Source organism: Amycolatopsis sp. NBC_00348 (genome assembly GCF_036114655.1).
In the GTDB taxonomy this organism is placed as follows: Bacteria; Actinomycetota; Actinomycetes; order Mycobacteriales; family Pseudonocardiaceae; genus Amycolatopsis.
Window position 1 is genome coordinate 4,652,059 of the sequence record NZ_CP107994.1, and the last position, 15,635, is coordinate 4,667,693.

Annotated in this window: 15 protein-coding genes; 5 read left to right on the forward strand and 10 right to left on the reverse strand. The window is 71.3% G+C overall.

The annotated features are described in order from the left end of the window. Positions 1-61 precede the first annotated feature (61 nt). The 3 genes from OHS58_RS20270 (at position 62) to OHS58_RS20280 (ending at position 2,211) form a co-directional block, all read left to right on the forward strand. Positions 62-724, forward strand: coding sequence for a hypothetical protein (locus OHS58_RS20270; protein WP_328649441.1), 663 nt, complete (start codon positions 62-64; stop codon positions 722-724). A 60-nt stretch (positions 725-784) separates the two neighbouring features. After that, a complete protein-coding gene (locus tag OHS58_RS20275; protein ID WP_328649442.1) occupies positions 785-1,357 on the forward strand; it encodes a TetR/AcrR family transcriptional regulator in 573 nt (190 codons plus the stop codon). Between the two features lie 77 nt (positions 1,358-1,434). Beyond that, positions 1,435-2,211 (forward strand): SDR family NAD(P)-dependent oxidoreductase, encoded by a 777-nt coding sequence (locus OHS58_RS20280; RefSeq protein WP_328649443.1) that lies wholly within the window; start codon positions 1,435-1,437, stop codon positions 2,209-2,211. A 235-nt stretch (positions 2,212-2,446) separates the two neighbouring features. Here OHS58_RS20280 and OHS58_RS20285 read toward each other — a convergent pair whose 3' ends face one another. The 7 genes from OHS58_RS20285 to OHS58_RS20315 all read right to left on the reverse strand — a co-directional run bounded on the left by OHS58_RS20285 (position 2,447) and on the right by OHS58_RS20315 (position 10,522). Further along, entirely contained in the window at positions 2,447-4,717 is a 2,271-nt protein-coding gene (locus OHS58_RS20285) for an FtsX-like permease family protein (protein ID WP_328649444.1), read from the reverse strand. After that, complete coding sequence (locus tag OHS58_RS20290) at positions 4,714-5,394, reverse strand: ABC transporter ATP-binding protein (RefSeq protein WP_328649445.1); 681 nt, start codon at positions 5,392-5,394, stop codon at positions 4,714-4,716. Before OHS58_RS20290 ends, OHS58_RS20285 begins: the two co-directional genes overlap by 4 nt. Continuing rightward, the gene (locus OHS58_RS20295) at positions 5,391-5,912 is read right to left on the reverse strand and encodes a PadR family transcriptional regulator (RefSeq protein ID WP_328649446.1); all 522 of its coding nucleotides are present in this window, start codon (positions 5,910-5,912) and stop codon (positions 5,391-5,393) included. The genes OHS58_RS20290 and OHS58_RS20295 overlap by 4 nt, the downstream gene beginning before the upstream one ends. 476 nt (positions 5,913-6,388) lie before the next feature. Next, positions 6,389-7,165, reverse strand: coding sequence for an MHYT domain-containing protein (locus OHS58_RS20300; RefSeq protein WP_326948218.1), 777 nt, complete (start codon positions 7,163-7,165; stop codon positions 6,389-6,391). Positions 7,166-7,197: 32 nt separating this feature from the next. Then, positions 7,198-7,587: a DUF742 domain-containing protein gene (locus OHS58_RS20305; RefSeq protein ID WP_326948217.1), complete on the reverse strand. Its 390-nt coding sequence runs from the start codon at positions 7,585-7,587 to the stop codon at positions 7,198-7,200. Next, positions 7,584-8,090, reverse strand: coding sequence for a roadblock/LC7 domain-containing protein (locus OHS58_RS20310; RefSeq protein WP_326951494.1), 507 nt, complete (start codon positions 8,088-8,090; stop codon positions 7,584-7,586). Before OHS58_RS20310 ends, OHS58_RS20305 begins: the two co-directional genes overlap by 4 nt. 5 nt (positions 8,091-8,095) lie before the next feature. After that, the gene (locus OHS58_RS20315) at positions 8,096-10,522 is read right to left on the reverse strand and encodes a sensor histidine kinase (protein ID WP_328649447.1); all 2,427 of its coding nucleotides are present in this window, start codon (positions 10,520-10,522) and stop codon (positions 8,096-8,098) included. Positions 10,523-11,131: 609 nt separating this feature from the next. Here OHS58_RS20315 and OHS58_RS20320 point away from each other — a divergent pair. Both OHS58_RS20320 and OHS58_RS20325 read left to right on the forward strand, forming a co-directional pair. Continuing rightward, positions 11,132-12,007 carry an SAM-dependent methyltransferase gene (locus tag OHS58_RS20320; protein WP_328649448.1) on the forward strand — a complete coding sequence of 292 codons (876 nt, stop codon included), beginning with the start codon at positions 11,132-11,134 and terminating at the stop codon, positions 12,005-12,007. Between the two features lie 169 nt (positions 12,008-12,176). Then, positions 12,177-13,856: an SIR2 family protein gene (locus OHS58_RS20325; RefSeq protein ID WP_326954421.1), complete on the forward strand. Its 1,680-nt coding sequence runs from the start codon at positions 12,177-12,179 to the stop codon at positions 13,854-13,856. A gap of 3 nt (positions 13,857-13,859) precedes the next feature. Here the strand turns inward: OHS58_RS20325 and OHS58_RS20330 are convergent, their stop codons facing one another. From OHS58_RS20330 to OHS58_RS20340, 3 genes are all read right to left on the reverse strand, one after another. Next, entirely contained in the window at positions 13,860-14,024 is a 165-nt protein-coding gene (locus OHS58_RS20330; RefSeq protein WP_247049795.1) for a hypothetical protein, read from the reverse strand. Positions 14,025-14,260: 236 nt separating this feature from the next. Then, complete coding sequence (locus OHS58_RS20335) at positions 14,261-15,085, reverse strand: DUF3592 domain-containing protein (RefSeq protein WP_328649449.1); 825 nt, start codon at positions 15,083-15,085, stop codon at positions 14,261-14,263. Between the two features lie 9 nt (positions 15,086-15,094). Then, positions 15,095-15,622, reverse strand: coding sequence for a hypothetical protein (locus OHS58_RS20340; RefSeq protein WP_328649450.1), 528 nt, complete (start codon positions 15,620-15,622; stop codon positions 15,095-15,097). Between the last annotated feature and the right edge of the window lie 13 nt (positions 15,623-15,635).

Here is a 15,635-nt window from a genome sequence, read left to right on the forward strand (position 1 = left end):
CGCGCTGTCCCTTCTTCCGTCTGTGCCCCAGCACGTTCGGGCTGTCTGCTTGACTATCGGTGTGACCGTGTACGACCTCGCTCGTCACCTGCCCGCCGTCCCCGACCTGCGCGCGCTGTGCCGTGCGCTGGCCGCGTTGGACGTCGTGCTGAGCCCCGGCAGCGAAGACCGGTACCACCTCTACGACACCGCCTGGGCGCCTGGTGAGGAACTGGCGTCCATGCGGGACGGCGCGGGCAACGAATACTCCGTCGTGTTCACGGCCGCGGGGGCGTACGTGCGCGGTTTCGACCACGAGTCGCCGATGAGTCCCTACGCCTCCGACGACGAGGAACCGTGGCCCGGTGTTCTCGACGCCGTGCCCGACGTGTTCCGGAAGTGTGTGGCGGAACCGGCGTTCTCCGACGAGTACGGCACGCCGTACGTCACGGTCTGCCTGTGGCGTGAGCACGGCGACACCGTCTGGCAGCACGGCGTCATCGCGTTCCCCGACAAGGGCGACGACGGGGCCGACTGGCTGTTCGCCCTGCTGACCGACCGCACACCCGAGGCGTTCCGGGAGTGGGCGCAGGCCTACTACGAAAGACCGATCGACCTCGACGCGGTGCGCCACATCTACGCCGGGCACCCGCTGACCACGACCGTCGTGACCGCGCTCAACCCCGCCACCACCCTGGCCACCGTCGCGGATCGCGTCGCCGCAACCGGCTACCCGATCGACTGACCGGCTGCCGACTGGCGACTCGCCTTGACTCCCTACCAACTAGAAGGTAGAAATAGTCGCGTGACCACGACAGCGGATCGGATCCTGGACAGCGCTCAGACGCTGGTGCAGGTTCGGGGGTACAACGGCTTCTCCTACGCCGACATCAGTGCCGAGCTGTCCATCACGAAGCCGAGCATCCACCACCACTTCCCCACCAAAGCCGCACTGGCCGAGGCGCTGATCGCGCGCTATCGGGAACGGTTCGCCGTAGCGCGGAAGGAAGTCGACGACGACGCGGCGGGCGCGCGGCAGCGCCTGGTGGGTTACGCCGGGCTGTACGCCGAGACCTTTGCCCAAGGCGGTCGCATCTGCCTCTGCGGCGTCTTCGCCGTGGATGCGGAGAGCCTGCCCGTTCAGGTACGGCAGGCGACGGACGCGTTCTTCGCCGATCAGCGGCAATGGGTGGCCGGCGTGCTGGCCGAGGCGGGCATGCCCGCCACCCGGACCGGTGCGGCGGCCGAGGCTTACCTGGCGTCGCTGGAGGGAGCACTGCTCCTGGCCCGCGCTCACGGGCAACCGGACGGCGCCGCCGGACGGGATCGCGATGTGGTCCGGTCGGTGGCGGCGACCCTGGTCGACGCCCTGCTCTGAAAACGCACCACCGCAACGCCTTTTCGCATGACCAGTCAACCTTCCAACTAGTAGGTAGTCAGATGAGGAGAACCACCATGGGACAGGACTTCACCGGTCGCAAGCTCGTCGTAGTCGGCGGCAGCAGCGGCATGGGCCGTCAGATCGCCGAGGACGTCGTCAGCGGCGGCGGCAGCGCGGTCGTCATCGGTTCCCGCCCCGAGCGGGTCGAGAAGACCGTGGCCGACCTGGCCGCCCACGGACAGGCGTGGGGCATCACCGCCGACCTGCGCGACCCCGCCGAGGTGACGCGGGTGCGCGAGGAACTGGCCGGCCAGCACGCCGACACGACGTTGCTGGTCAACGCGGCAGGCGTGTTCAGGCCGCTGCCGTTCCTCGAACACACCCCCGCCGACTACGACGCCTACCTGGACCTGAACAAGGCCACCTTCCTGATCACCCAGACCGTGGCGCAGAACATGGTGACCAGCGGCCGCGGTGGCGCCATCGTCAACATCGGCAGCATGTGGGCGAAGCAGGCCATCGCCGCGACCCCGTCATCGGCGTACTCGATGGCCAAGGCCGGCCTGCACGCCCTGACCCAGCACCTCGCCCTGGAGCTGGCCGCCCACAAGATCCGGGTCAACGCCATCTCCCCGGCCGTGGTCGCCACCCCCATCTACGAGGGCTTCATCCCACCGGCCGAGGTCGACACCGTCCTGGCGGGATTCAACGCCTTCCACCCGATCGGCCGGATCGGCACCACCGAGGACATCTCCGCCGTGGTCACCTTCCTCCTCTCCGACCAGGCCGGCTGGGTCACCGGCGCGATCTGGGACGTCGACGGCGGCGTCACGGCAGGCCGAAACCAGTAACCAGGCGCTGCCGGGTCTGTACGGGTTTGCCGGTTCGGAACCCGTACAGGCCCTCGCCCCCCTGGGTGCTCAGCACTTCGCCCGCCACAAGGCACAACTGCGGATACCACCGGTTCGAGACCAGCCGAACGTCCGCTCGTGCCGCGATCAGTGCGTTCTCGCTCGTCTTGAGGGCGGCCGAACGCTGCCGTGGAGTCGGCCGGAGTCGACGAGCCGCGACGAGGCCATGCCCCGGTCATTCCTCCCTTAGCTGTTCCAGGCTTGTCGTCCGCCAGAGGGCTGGGAGGGTTACCGCTGTTACGGCCAGTACTGCTATTGCCGCCGTTGCGGTCAGGAACAGGATTGCCGAGATGTCGACCGCCAGCTCGCGGTGTCCTACTGACCTCAGCAGCAGCCAGTCCAGGGCGATCCCCTCGATCACTGCGATGACTACGCCCACCGTGACCGGGATTGCCATCTGCCACAGCAGTGAGCGGGCCAGTACGCCGCGTCCTACGCCGTTGGCCATCAAGGCAGCCAGGCTGCGGCGCCGTTCTCTCAGTTGCTCCCAGGCCGCGATCATCAGGCTGCCCGCGGCCAGCAGCAGCACCAGGATCGACCCCACCGACAGCACCCGGGTGATCAGTGCGTACGTGCCGTCTCGTTCCGTGCCGACCGAGGAGACTATGCCGTTCCAGCCCAGTTGCCCGACCGTGTTGCGCAGCTGCTCCACCACGTCCGGGCCGGCCGCGGGGATCGTGATGTTCGAGATCAGCCCGACGCTTGTCGCCGGGGCCAGTGCGGCCGGGGTGACCAGCAGGGCCGCCGGGTGTTCTGTTGATACGGTGCGGAAGCGGTCCGCCGGGACCGTCCACTGTGGTGGGACGCCTGGGTCGGCGCGCCGGGCGCCGGCGAACCAGGTTCGGTCGCCCGGGGCCGGGTGGTAGGCGTTTGCTTCGGGGGTTCCGACGGCGAACACGTCGCCGTCGCGGCAGTCCCCCGGTGCTCCTTCGGACCGCAGTTCGGCGCAGCTTCCTAGGATGAGCCGGGTCTCCGCGCCGGCCGCGTTCACCAGCGTGCCCGAGGTCGTCACCGGTACGCCACGCGCTCCCGGCAGCTCCTGGACGGCGGCGGCGAACGCCTGGACGTCGGTGAGGGTCGACGCGAAGTTGCTCGCCAGCACCCGGACGCTTCCCGGGTCGAGGTGGTCGCTCTCGGCGCGGGCGTAAACCCCTTGCAGGGCAATCGATCCGGCCAGCACCACGGCGATGCCGCTCACCAGGCGCGCCGCCGTCGCGCTGTCCACCTGCAGCCGGCGGACGGCCAGCAGCCATGCGGGCGAACCGCCGCGCAATCGGCCCGCGACCCGCTCGACCAGCCACGGCAGCACCAGCGGGACGGTCATCAGGAGCAGGACCACCCCGCCGATCACCGCCGGGTCGCCGGCGTCGGCCGACACCCGCTCCCAGCGGGTCGCCAGCAGGACCACGCCCACGACCGCGGGCAGGGGGCGCCACCAGAACTTCCGCGGGGCCTGGATCCCGCGCCGCACCACGCCGAGCGGCTCGATGACGACCCGCCGCAGCGCGAACGCGGCCACCGCGCACGCCAGCACCGGCAGCAGCACCGCGATCGGCACGCCGAGCCGCCAGTCGGGCACGACGTCTTCGCCGAAAATGCCGCCGCGGAAGGCGGACACGGTGATCAGCGGGACGAGCGCGCGCACCACCAGGAACAGCACCCCGCCCGACACGAGCCCGGCGAGCGCGCCGAGCAGCGCCTCCCCCGCGGCGATCCGCACCACCTGGCCGCGGTCGGCGCCGACCAGGCGCAGCGCCGCGAGCCGCCGGTCCCGCGACGCCGCGGCGAGCCGGGTGCTGGCGACCACGAAGACGACAACCGGGACGAGGCAGGTCGTCGCCCCGACCACGACCAGCAGCAGCTCCAGCGCGGTCAGGTCGCGGTGGCCGGTGAGCGGCCCGCCGACGCGGTTCACCGCGACCGCGGCCGGCTGCGCGGCGGCGGTCGCGGACCCGAGGTAGAAGTACAGCTCGTTCGGGCCGGTCAGCCCGGCGTCGCCGATGGTGCCGATCACGAGCTGCGGGAACCGCCCCCGCAGCTCCTCCCCCGCCGGCGACGCCAGGAGGTCGGCGAGCGCCGGCGACAGCACCACTTCACCGGGTTTCGGCAGCTCGCCCACCCCGGGGAACGCGGGAGCGCGCGGCCCGGTCGGCTGCACGAGGACGCCCTGCAGGCCCTGGCCGTGGAACTCGTCCACCAGCTTGACGGCGTAGACCGGGTCGACTCCGGGCACGGACGCGGCGCCCACGGCCCCGATCCGCGCGGCCGCCCGGTCTTCCCGGGCGCCGAGCAGGTGCGGCACCGACGTCGCGGTCAGCAGGACGGCGACGCCGAGGCCGACCCCGGCCGCTGTGAGCGCGAGCCGCGTCAGGGCCGTGCGGGCCCCGCCGCCACCGAGCGCGAGCCGCATCCCGAGCCACAGGTCGTCGCACCAGCGCCGGATCATCGGGTCGCCTCGAGCTGCCGGGTGCGGCCGTCGCGGACGACGACCTCGCGATCCGAGTAGGCCGCGACGCGGGGTTCGTGCGTCACCAGGACGATCGCGGCGTTCCGCTCGCGGGCCGCCGACGTCAGCAGCTGCATGACCTGCTCGCCGTTGAGCGAGTCGAGGGCACCGGTCGGTTCGTCGGCGAAGACGACCCGGGGGCCGGTCACCAGGGCGCGGGCCACGGCGACGCGCTGCCCCTGCCCGCCGGACACCTCCCCTGGCCGCTTCCCTGCGATCTCCAGCAGGCCGAGCTCGCCCAGCAGCTCCCGGCCGCGCTCAGCGGCGACGCGCCCGCGCTGACCGTTCAGCCGCAGTGGCAGGGAGACGTTCTCCAGGCAGGTCAGCTCCGGGACGAGCTGGCCGAACTGGAAGACGAACCCGAAGTCGGTGCGGCGCAAGGCGGAGCGGGCGCGGTCGGTCAGCCCGGCCAGGTCGGCGCCCTCGTAGCGGACCGCCCCGGCGTCGGGCCGGACGATCCCGGCCAGGCAGTGCAGCAGTGTCGACTTGCCCGATCCGGACGGCCCCATCAGGGCGACGACCTCGCCGGCCCGCACCCGCAGGCTCGCCGCCGCGAGCGCCTCCGTCGGGCCGTACGTCTTCCGGAGATCGGTGGCTTCGAGCAGGACGCCGGTCACGCGATCTCCTTCGCCAGCTGGTCGAGCCGGGCGGCGGTCAGCTCCAGCCAGCGGAGGTCGGCCTCCAGGTGGAACAGCGCGTGGTCGCAGATCAGCTGGTCGACGAGGTCGCCCCGGGTCTTGCGCCGGGTCAGCTCGCGCATCGCGTCGAGGTGCGCCGAGCGCTGGACGTCGAGGACCTCCGACGCGGGCCGGCCGGACAGCAGCGCGAGCACGACCTTGGTGTAGAGCGTGTTCTGCAGGTACGCGTCGGGCTTTTCCGCGGTGGCGAGCCAGCCCGCGACGTCGGCGACCCCGGCCTCGGTGATCGCGTACCGCTTCCGCTCGGGCCCGCCGTCGACCTCGACGCCGTCGGCCTCGACGAGCCCCTGTTTGAGGAGCCGCGCGAGGGTCGAATAGACCTGCCCGTAGTGGACCCGACGGTCGTGCCCGAAGCGGTCGTCGTAGGCGCGCTTCAGGTCGTAACCGTGGCGCGGGCCGCCTTCGAGGAGCCCGAGCAGAGTCAGTCCGATCGACATGCCGAGGACTATACACAGTGTGTATGTCGGCCGTTTATACACCCCGTTCATAGCGATCAACGACGACGTTCGGCATCCTCCGGAGATCGGAATGCAGCCACGTCGAACACCACGGTCGTCGTCACGACGGCCCGGACGCACCCCTGCGGACCGGAGACGCACGTGGTCCCGATCCGGCGCACCGAGACCGTGCGCCAGGACCACGCGCAGCCGGTCGCGCAGGCCGGCGTCGCCGCCTCGGCCGGCACCGGCGTGTCCAGCGCGAAAACCACCAGAACGGCCGGCAGCAACGTCCTCCCCCGCACGCGGCGGCGTCGCTCGCGCGTCAGCGGACCGGTGCCCGGCTCGGCGCCCTGCTCATCCCTCGTACTCGGCCCATCGGAAACCTCCCCGTTCCCGGCTCCGCGGATCGGAGCGCCGGGTCAGGCTGCCGCGAGGACCGTGCGGATTCCTTGCGCTGACCTGCAACGCGCAGGTCAGCGGGCTACCAGGGCTTCCTCCGCCTTGACGGGCCGCTCGGCGGCGGTCCCGACGGCCGGCGCGATCAGGACGGCGCACAGCGGCACCGCCATCGCGATCGCCGCGAGGACGAACACCGGGAACAGGAACGAGAACACCTCGGTGCCCGCCGGGTCCGGGGCGGACATGTCCATCTGCATCCGCACCGCGGCCATGCCCGTGTAGTGCATGCCGGTGACGGCGACGGCCATCACGAACCCGGCGGCCACGCGCAGCACCAGGCGGTTCAGGACGATCGCGAACCAGAGCGCGGCCGTCGCGGCGACCACGGCGATGACCACCGACAGCACCACCAGCGGCGTGTCGTAGGTGAAGCCGCCCTTCACGCGCAGGGCCGACATGCCCGTGTAGTGCATGACGTTGACCGCGAGCCCGGTGATCAGGCCGCCGAGCAGCAGCCGCCAGCCGATCCGGGCCTGGCTGCCCGCCACCAGCAGCCCGACGAACACCGCCGCGACCGCCAGCAGCGCCGACAGCACGGTGCGGAAGACGTCGTAGCGCACCGGCATCCCCGGCGTGCTGAAGCCGAGCATGGCGACGAAGTGCATCAGCCAGATGCCGACACCGCCGATCGACACCGCCGCCAGGACCAGCCACCGCAGACGGTGACGCGGGTCCGCGGCGTGCCGGGCCTGCACGGCGCAGGCGAGGCCGAGCACGCAGCCGACCACCGAGGTGAGGTAGGCGAGCACGAGCAGCCAGCGCCCCAGCGCGAAGTTCTCCGCGTGGTCCATGGGTCAGTCCTTCCTCCGGGGCACGGTCGGGGTCAAAGATCCTTCAAGCCGTGCAGCACGCGTTCCATCAGGTCGTGGCGCTCGCCCCAGGACGACGTGTCCGAAAGGGTGTCGCGGACGATGACCAGCCTGTCCTCCATCAGGTCCGCGACGAGCACGCGGACCACGCCGAGCGGCAGCACCAGCAGCGCGGCGATCTCCATCAGCGACCGGGGGCGGGCGCACAGCTCCATGACCTGGGCCAGCGCACTCGTCGAGTGGTAGGCCTCGGTCCGGCCGGCGGCCGTCGTCTCCACGAGCGCCTCGACGGCGATCTCGACCACCGGCGCCGTCCGGCCCTCGGTCCAGGAGTAGGGCCGCGCGAGCGACGGGGCGTGGCGCGGCTCCTCTCCGGCCGGGCCGAACGGCGGGTACTCCGTCACAGGCGGTCCTGAGCCACCGGCATCTCACGCGCGGGCACGTCCACCTTCTGCCCGACCCGCTCGACCAGCATCGTCATCTCGTAACCGACGAGCCCGATGTCGCAGCCGGTCGTGGCCAGCACGACCAGGTTGGAGCCGTCGCCGACGCTCATCAGCAGCAGGAACCCCTGCTCCATCTCGATCACCGACTGCACCACCCGCCCCGCCGTGAACAGCTCCGCGGTGCCGAGCGACAGGCTGTGCAACCCCGCCGCGATGGCCGCCAGCTGGTCCGCCCGTTCGCGCGGCAGCGTCTCGTCGGCCGCGACGAGCAGTCCGTCGGCGGACACCAGCACGGCGTGCGCGACGCCCGAGACGTCCTGCACGAACCCGTTGACCAGCCAGTTCAGCGTGGCCGTCCGCTCGGGTGGCGGCGGCGAGCCGGGGAACACCCCCAGGGTGCCGCTCAGCGTGCGGCTCGCGGCCTCGGCGCCGGGGGCGCGCCGCTGGTGAACCTCGGGCAGTTCCGTCATCGCGGATCCACTTCGTCCTTTCCGGATTCTTCGGCGCGTGTCGCGGTCTGCTGTCGCGCCGCGCGCATTCCCTGGTAGTGCCGGGACAGGCTGTTCCGGACGGCGGAGGCGTCCCGGAACCCGCCGCCGGGATCTTCACGCACCCGCGGCACGACCGCGCCGGGCGCGAGCTGCGCACCGGGCCGCCGGGTCGGCAACCCGGCGTCGGTCAGCTTCGGCGCCACCGGCGGTTCGAGAGCGTCTTCCGCGGCGTGACGCGCGTGCTCCGCCGCCGGGGTCGCCCACTCCGCGGCCGGTTTCGGCTTCGGCTTCGGCGGCGGCGTCACGGCCGCCGGGGGCGGCGCGGGCGCCGGTGCGGGAGCAGGCGGCGGTACCGGAGCGGCCGGCAGGCCGGGCAGGGGTTCGATCGGCTCGGTGAACCAGCTCGTGACGACCTGTTCGAAGATCGGCGTCGGCGCCTGCGGCGGCACCAGGACCGGCCGGGAGGACCCGTTGCGGCGCATGACCGGTTCGGCCTGCCTGCCGGCGCCGATCGGCCGGGCCAGGTCGGCGAGGATCAGCGCGCCCGGCACGTGCACGCTGGCGGTGACGCCCCGGTGCCGGCCGCTCGGGCCGGTCGGGCGCAGCCGCACCGTGACGCCGTGCAGCGAGGCGAGCCGGCCGACCACGAACAGGCCCATCCGCCGGGTCGTCTCGGGACCGACGGACCCCGCGGCGGCGAGCCGCTCGTTGACCGACGTGATCTCCTGGGGCGTCATGCCCAGGCCCTGGTCGACGACCTCGATGAGCAGGCCGCCGTCGGCGCCGCGGTCGGCGGTCAGCGCCACCTTGTGCTCCGGCGGCGAGAACCGCGTCGCGTTCTCCAGCAGCTCGGCGAGGATGTGCACCACGTCCGCGGCCGCCTCGGGCTGCACCGAGCTGCGCGGCGCGTTGCCCATCGCCACCCGCCGGTAGTCCTTGACCTCGGACGTCGCGGCCCGCAGGAGGTCGCGCGTGGGCACCGGCTCGCGGCCCTGGCGGACCGGCCGGCCACCGGCGAGCACGTGCAGGTTCTCGCCGTTGCGGCGCAACCGGGTGGCGATGTGGTCGATCCGGAACAGCTCCTCGAGGCGGGCCGGGTTCTGCTCCCCCGACTCGAGGTCCTCGATGATCGACAGCTGCTGCTCGACCAGCGACTGGCTGCGCCGCGACAGCGTCATGAACATCTCGCTGACCTGCTTGCGCAGCTCGGCCTGCTCGACGGCGAGGCGGACGGCCTGGCGGTGCATGTCGTCGAAGGCACGGGCCAGCTGCCCGATCTCCTCCTCGGTCTGGACCGGCACGGCCGGCACGGCGCGCCAGTCGACCTCCTTGCCGTCGCGGACCTGCCGGACGGTCTCCGGCAGCTGCTCGTGGGCGGCGTGCAGGGCCGCCGCGCGCAGCCGGCGCACCGGCCCGACGAGCGACCGCACGACCAGCAGGGCGACGGCGAGCGCGGCGAGCAGCGCGCCCAGGACCAGCGCCGTGTCGCGCAGGGAGTCGGCGCGGGCGCGGTCGGCCGCCGACGACACGTTGTCGGCCAGCTGCGTCGCGACGTCGTTCAGCACGCCGGTCACCCCGGGGACTTCCGCGGTGATGGACGGGAGGAAGGACGACAGGGCCGCCGTCCCGGTGCTCTCGGGGTCCTGCAGCGTGCCGAGCCGGTTCGCGGCGGGGCTGGTCGCGGCGGTGAACCGGGTCCGCAGGGCGCCGGTCAGCTGACGGCCGGCCTGCTCGCCGAGCACCGTCTGCTCGGCGGCGGTCAGCACGGCCGCCGGGCGCAGGGTCGCGTCGTCCGGGCTGGCCTGCGCCGCCCGCACGTACGTCTCCTCGGTCGCCAGCTCGGCCCGCAGGTGCACCAGCAGCCGGGCGGTGTCCGCGGCGACGGCGGTGTCGCTGCCGACGTCGGCCGGGACGAGCGCGGGCACGAGGTCGCCGAGCGAGGCGATGATGTCGTTGTACCCCGCGGCCTTGGTGCGCACGTCACCGTTCGCGGCGCCGGCGGCGCGGATCCCGGCGAGCTTGCCGAGCGCGGTGTTCAGCGAGCGGCCGGTGTCCGCGGGCAGCGGCGCGAAACCGGTTTCGCGCTGGATGGCGGCCACTTTCGCGTCCACCGCGGCGGTCAGCGTGTTCGGCGCCCCGCCCGGTACCGCGACGGCGGCGACCATCTCCTGGCTCAGCGACGCCGTCAGGTCGATCGTGTCGTGCAGGACCGGCAGCCGGTCGCGCGCCGCGCTGAGCGTGGTGGCCCGGTCGAGCTCACCCTGGATCCGGACCACCGCCAGCGCGACGGCGACCAGGACGGGCAGCAGCAGGACGACGCTGATCTTGGTGCGGACGCTCCAGTGCGCCGGCCACCACGGGGCGTCGGCCGGCCGGCGTGGCGTGGACCCTCGTTCAAGCATGGTGGAACCGCTCGATTCCCAGCCGACGCGCGGCTGACGTCGAACCCGGATAGGACGAGATCACCCCAGGGCCGATCACGCACCGTCTCGAACGATCTTGGACACCGGCACCCGAACCGGTGAAATTGCGGCTTTCCCATTGACGTGGCGTGACCGAGCCGGGTTGCAGAGAACATCAACTCCGGCGCCCCTGTCAAGCCCGACACCGACATTTTCGACAGCTCGGCGCGAATTCTTTCCGACACGCCCGTACATATCACGCATCGTGTCCCGCCGACTCCGCCTTGCACACCGTACAAGCAGGTTCGCGCAGCTCCGCGCCTTGCTTAGGCTGGCTCACGATGTGCCCGAAGGGATCTTTTCCGGCGTCGGCAGAATTACCCACAACCGTTACACAGTCGCGACATCGGCACAATTTGACAAAGAGCACCGAGCATTGTTCGTTATTAATTTCCGGCCCGCACCCCGAGTGCGTCGCACACTCTCGAACATCACAGCCGGTGACGCACACCACACGCCCTGATTCCGGGCAAAACGCTCACGGCACGCACCCGATCGGTCGCGCAGTGTCATGCTGGGGGGACGCAGCGATCTTCGGGAGGGTCACGGATGAGCGGGACGCACCAGCAGTGGGACATCGTCACCAGCGTCGGCCTGACCGCGCTCGCGGTCGCGTCCGCGCGGGCGATCGCGACGGGTTCGGCCGGCGGCCTCGTCGACGATCCGTTCGCGGCCGAGTTCGTCCGCGCGGCGAACCCGCCCAAGCCCCTGCCGACCGGCCCGGCCGACGTGGACGGCGACGAGATGTGGAGCGCGATGGCCAGCTACATGGGCCTGCGCTCCCGCTTCTTCGACGAAGTGGTCGTCACGTCCGACGCGCCGCAGGTGGTCATCCTCGCCGCCGGCCTCGACGCCCGCGCCTACCGGCTGGACCTCGACGGCCGTGACGTCTTCGAGGTCGACCAGCCGCGGGTCCTGGCGTTCAAGCAGCAGGTCCTCGACGACCTCGGCGCGCTGCCCCACTGCCACCGCCACCCGGTCGCGGCGGACCTGCGCCACGACTGGCCGGCCGCACTGGAGCAGGCGGGCTTCGACCGCACCCGCCCGACGGTCTGGCTCGCCGAGGGACTCCTGCCGTACCTGCCCGCGCGGGCCGAGGAGGAGCTGTTCGAGGTGGTCCACGCCCGTTCCGCGCCGGGCAGCCGCTTCGGCGTCGAGCAGGTCCCGGGCGGCGACGTCGAAGGCATGAACCGGAGCATGGAGGCGATGCAGGCCGCCGAGCGCCTGGGCATCAGCATGGCGGGCCTGCTCAACACCGAGCCGCGCCGCGACCCGGCGGCCTGGCTGGACGGCCAGGGCTGGCGCGTCACCACCGACATCGCCGACGCGCTCGCCACCCGCTTCCGCCGCCCCCTGCCGGCCTACCTCAACGACACGATGGCGAAGGCGGAACTCATCCGCGCCGACCTGCCGTATTCGCAGTAGCCGTTATTGACAAAAGACTGACACATTCCGCGAACTCCGAGTGACCACCCGCTCGGCCATTAGCGTGATCTCTTCGGGCCGCGTAACAAATTCGGTGCCGCACCCGACCGTGCCGGAGCACGGGTGCCAAGATGACACCACGGTCACCGCGGAACGCACGAGGTCATGCATGCCAGAGAGATTCCGGTCCAAAATCGTCGACGCCAGCGCGTTCGACAAAGGGGACACGTTTTCTTTCGAAACGCAGCCGTACCTCACCGAGCTGTTCGAAGCGGTGCGCGACCGCACCCGCCCGTTGACGATCGTGGTCGGCGCGGGCGTCTCGATGAACTCGAGCCTGCCCTCCTGGCCGTCGCTGATCGCGAAGATGACCGAAGCGATCGACGACGAGGACATCCGCACGATCGCGCTGGCCGACCGGTCCGACCTGATGCGCAAGGCCGAGATCGTGCTGCAGCTCATCAAGGACGCGAACCGCAACATCCAGGACCATGAAGTGATCCGGGACGCGCTCTACCAGCGGGACCTGCGGGTGACCCCTGGACTGCTGGCGCAGTCGATCGCCCGGCTGGCCTACACCCGGCGCACCGACTGCCGCCTGCTCACCACGAACTTCGACATCATCCTCGAAGAAGCACTCCTGGCCTATTTCGCCGAAGCCGACGTCAAAGCGTTCTCTATCCGGCCCGGCGGAAAGAAGGAATGGGCCGCGTGGAACAAGAAAGCCGGCCACATCGGCGTACTGCACCTGCACGGCCTGGTCCGGCAGGCGCGCAACCCCGAAGAACCGATCATCCTCACCGAATCCCAGTTCCTCAAGTACGGCGCGGAAGTCCGGGCGATCCTCACCGATTCGATCAAGGACTCCTGCACGATCTTCATCGGGTTGAGCATGTCCGACCCGAACCTCGTGGGCCCGCTCTACGGAAGCGCGCCCACGAATTCGCTGCGGTTCTCCCTCGTCGTGCCGCCGGCGGTGAAGAACGTCTCCACGACCCGCGCCGCGGCCTACGCCATCAACTCCGCTCGCTACCTCGAGCAGACGCTGGGCCTCAAACCCATCTTCCTGAAGTCGTACTCTCAGCTCAACCAGGCGATCTCCGACCTCGCGCTCGCCGTCGTGGAACCCGAGCGGTACCGGCCGGAGAACGAGGTCGAGGACTCCCTGGTCTACAACCGGCGCTTCGCCAAGGCCCTGGACGACTGCTACACGGCCGTCGGCTGCGAGCCGGACGCCGAGATCCCGGCCGGTCAGGCCGCGGAGGACCTGACCACGAAACTGCACGACGCCCTCAGCATCCCCGGCGGCCCGCTGGACGTCCTCGAAAAGCTCTCCCTCGAGTACGACGACCACGTCCTCGGCGGCAACGCGGGCGAGAACTTCGGGCTCTTCCTGTGGCTGCGCAGCCGGCTGCAGGAGAACGGCCGGCGCCGCTACACCATCAACCTCGTCGGCACCTCCGTCTACACGCACCGCGAAGAATGGTCGCTCCGGCACCACGTCACCATCGACCGGGGTTCCGACTTCGCCGCGGCCCAGGCGGTGTTCACCGGAAACCTCCAGGCGGCCAACCTCAGCCCGTCACCGATCGCGCAGATCTGGCGCGGCATTCTCGCGGCGCCCATTCTCGTTTCGGGAACCGGGAGCGAGAAAATGATCGGGCCCGACGCCGCGGACATCCTCTCGGTCGGCGCGATCACGTTGAATTCGACCTACGTCATCAAGGCCAACGGCGAAGAAGTGCCGCCCGAGCACCTGTCGCTCATCAGCAAACTGGATTCCGAGCGCTACAACCATTTGCTCGTCAGCCTCCAGCGGGCCGCGGAGCACGCCATGGACCTCGGCTGAGCGCTACTTCTTCTTGTGCGGCTTGGCCTTGATCACCGGCACCGGGCCGGGCACGGTCACGTAGACGGAACTCCCGACCTTGCGCCGCGGCGACTGGCCGATGATCGGTTCACCCGGGCTCGACGTCGGCGAGGCTTCCGGCGCGCAGGCCGCTGCATCCGTGCTCATGGCGTCAGCACACCCTTTCGCGCCGCGTACGGGATTCCTCTGCGGGAACGATGACACAACGCCCTGGAGAAAGGCTCGAACCGCTTCCCAGGTTACGCCGACCGGGGGACGAATCCGTCCAGGTGCTCATGCGATCACCCCTCTGCGGCGGTGTCACATTCCGCGCCGATGGTGCTACGGGTCGTAGTAGTGCGCGCAACCGCTCAATGCCGGAGTCGCCGGCTCCGAATCCGGCGTTACAAAAACGGCGGATAACGGATCGCGTGGTCGTCGGGGTCGGGTTCCACCAGTACCGCGCCCGGGTCCTGCGGGTCGTAGCGGACCCGGACCTTGGTGCCGCGGGCCGGGGACTGCATGACCGGGGTGACCATCGTCGTCACCACCGTGCGCTCGCCCGTCTCCGCCGGGAAGCGGACGTGGACCGTGAAACGCGGGTTGCCCATGACCCAGACGTTGGTGAACTCGACGTGCGTGACCTGCCCGGTCACCAGGCGGCCGCGCTGGGTCAGGGCCTGCGCGCGGTCGTCCGCCTCCGCCGTGGTGAGGAACGTCCGCAGCAGCACCACGATCATCACCAGCGCGACGAGCCCGGCCACCGCCGGCACCAGGTACGGCTCGTAGTAGACGACCCAGTCGACGTCCGACCAGGGCTCGGGCGCGCCGTCGAGGAACGGCAGCCGCTGCCCCACCGCCTCCGGCCGCGTCCACGACGGAATCGCCACGCCGCTGCCCAGCGCGATGCCGAGGGACGCGGCCAGCGAGCTCGCCCGGAAGCCGACGCCCATCCGGCCCAGCGACATCCCACCGCTCCACAGCATCGCGAAGCCGAGGGACGACGCCGCCGTGACCGAGAGGCTGAAGAACAGCACCAGGGACACCGCCGGGCCCCCGTCGGCCCCCCACGCGCCGACGCGGTTCAGCGACATCAACCGGAACGTGTCCAGCAGTCCGAGGGCGCCCGACCAGCCCGCGACCGCCCAGGCGAGCGTCGTGGGCACCCCGAGCAGCCACAGCCGGCGGCCGGTGCGCCGGGGGTTCTCCGGCAGGCCGAATGCGAACACACCGGCCCCCTAGACGATCGGGCCGAACACGGCGACCTTCGCCGGGTCGGCCGGGTCGACGCGGGCCTCGTGGCGGGTGCCGGGCGCGTACTGCTGGATCGTCGCCTGCGGTGCGATCAGCTGCGCGACCGTCCGGTACAGGACGCCGCCGGTGCGGGTGACCTCCAGTGTGGCGGTGTACTGGGCCTGCCCGGCGATCGTCCGGCCGGTCGGCTCCAATGCGCGGACGACCAGGGTGGCCGGCTCGCACGTGTCGTAGAGCCGGCGCAGCTCGGTGCCGTAGGCCTGCAGCTCCTGCTGCTGGCGCAGCTGCTCCTCCATCGGCAGCGCCAGGAACGCGGCCATGTCCGGGTCGGCGTTCAGGCTCCGGAACGCCTGCGCGGCCGCCTGCGGCGTCGGCAGCTGCGGGGTGATGTCGTAGCCCTGGGCGGCGGCCGCCCGCCGGAACTGCTCGGCGTGCTGCTGGAACTCCTGCGCGCCGCGGGCCGCGCCCTGCTGCGTGGCCTCGTTGACCTTGTCGCGGATCTTCTTGAACATCGGGTCCCTGCCT

What these genes read in the sequence shown, in the direction of transcription:
- OHS58_RS20285 (WP_328649444.1), bottom strand. Translation starts at nt 4,717, where the DNA reads ATGATCCGGCGCTGGTGCGACGACCTGTGGCTCGGGATGCGGCTCGCG.
- OHS58_RS20340 (WP_328649450.1), bottom strand. Translation starts at nt 15,622, where the DNA reads ATGTTCAAGAAGATCCGCGACAAGGTCAACGAGGCCACGCAGCAGGGC.
- OHS58_RS20300 (WP_326948218.1), bottom strand. Translation starts at nt 7,165, where the DNA reads ATGGACCACGCGGAGAACTTCGCGCTGGGGCGCTGGCTGCTCGTGCTC.
- OHS58_RS20280 (WP_328649443.1), top strand. Translation starts at nt 1,435, where the DNA reads ATGGGACAGGACTTCACCGGTCGCAAGCTCGTCGTAGTCGGCGGCAGC.
- OHS58_RS20295 (WP_328649446.1), bottom strand. Translation starts at nt 5,912, where the DNA reads ATGTCGATCGGACTGACTCTGCTCGGGCTCCTCGAAGGCGGCCCGCGC.
- OHS58_RS20325 (WP_326954421.1), top strand. Translation starts at nt 12,177, where the DNA reads ATGCCAGAGAGATTCCGGTCCAAAATCGTCGACGCCAGCGCGTTCGAC.
- OHS58_RS20315 (WP_328649447.1), bottom strand. Translation starts at nt 10,522, where the DNA reads ATGCTTGAACGAGGGTCCACGCCACGCCGGCCGGCCGACGCCCCGTGG.
- OHS58_RS20330 (WP_247049795.1), bottom strand. Translation starts at nt 14,024, where the DNA reads ATGAGCACGGATGCAGCGGCCTGCGCGCCGGAAGCCTCGCCGACGTCG.
- OHS58_RS20320 (WP_328649448.1), top strand. Translation starts at nt 11,132, where the DNA reads ATGAGCGGGACGCACCAGCAGTGGGACATCGTCACCAGCGTCGGCCTG.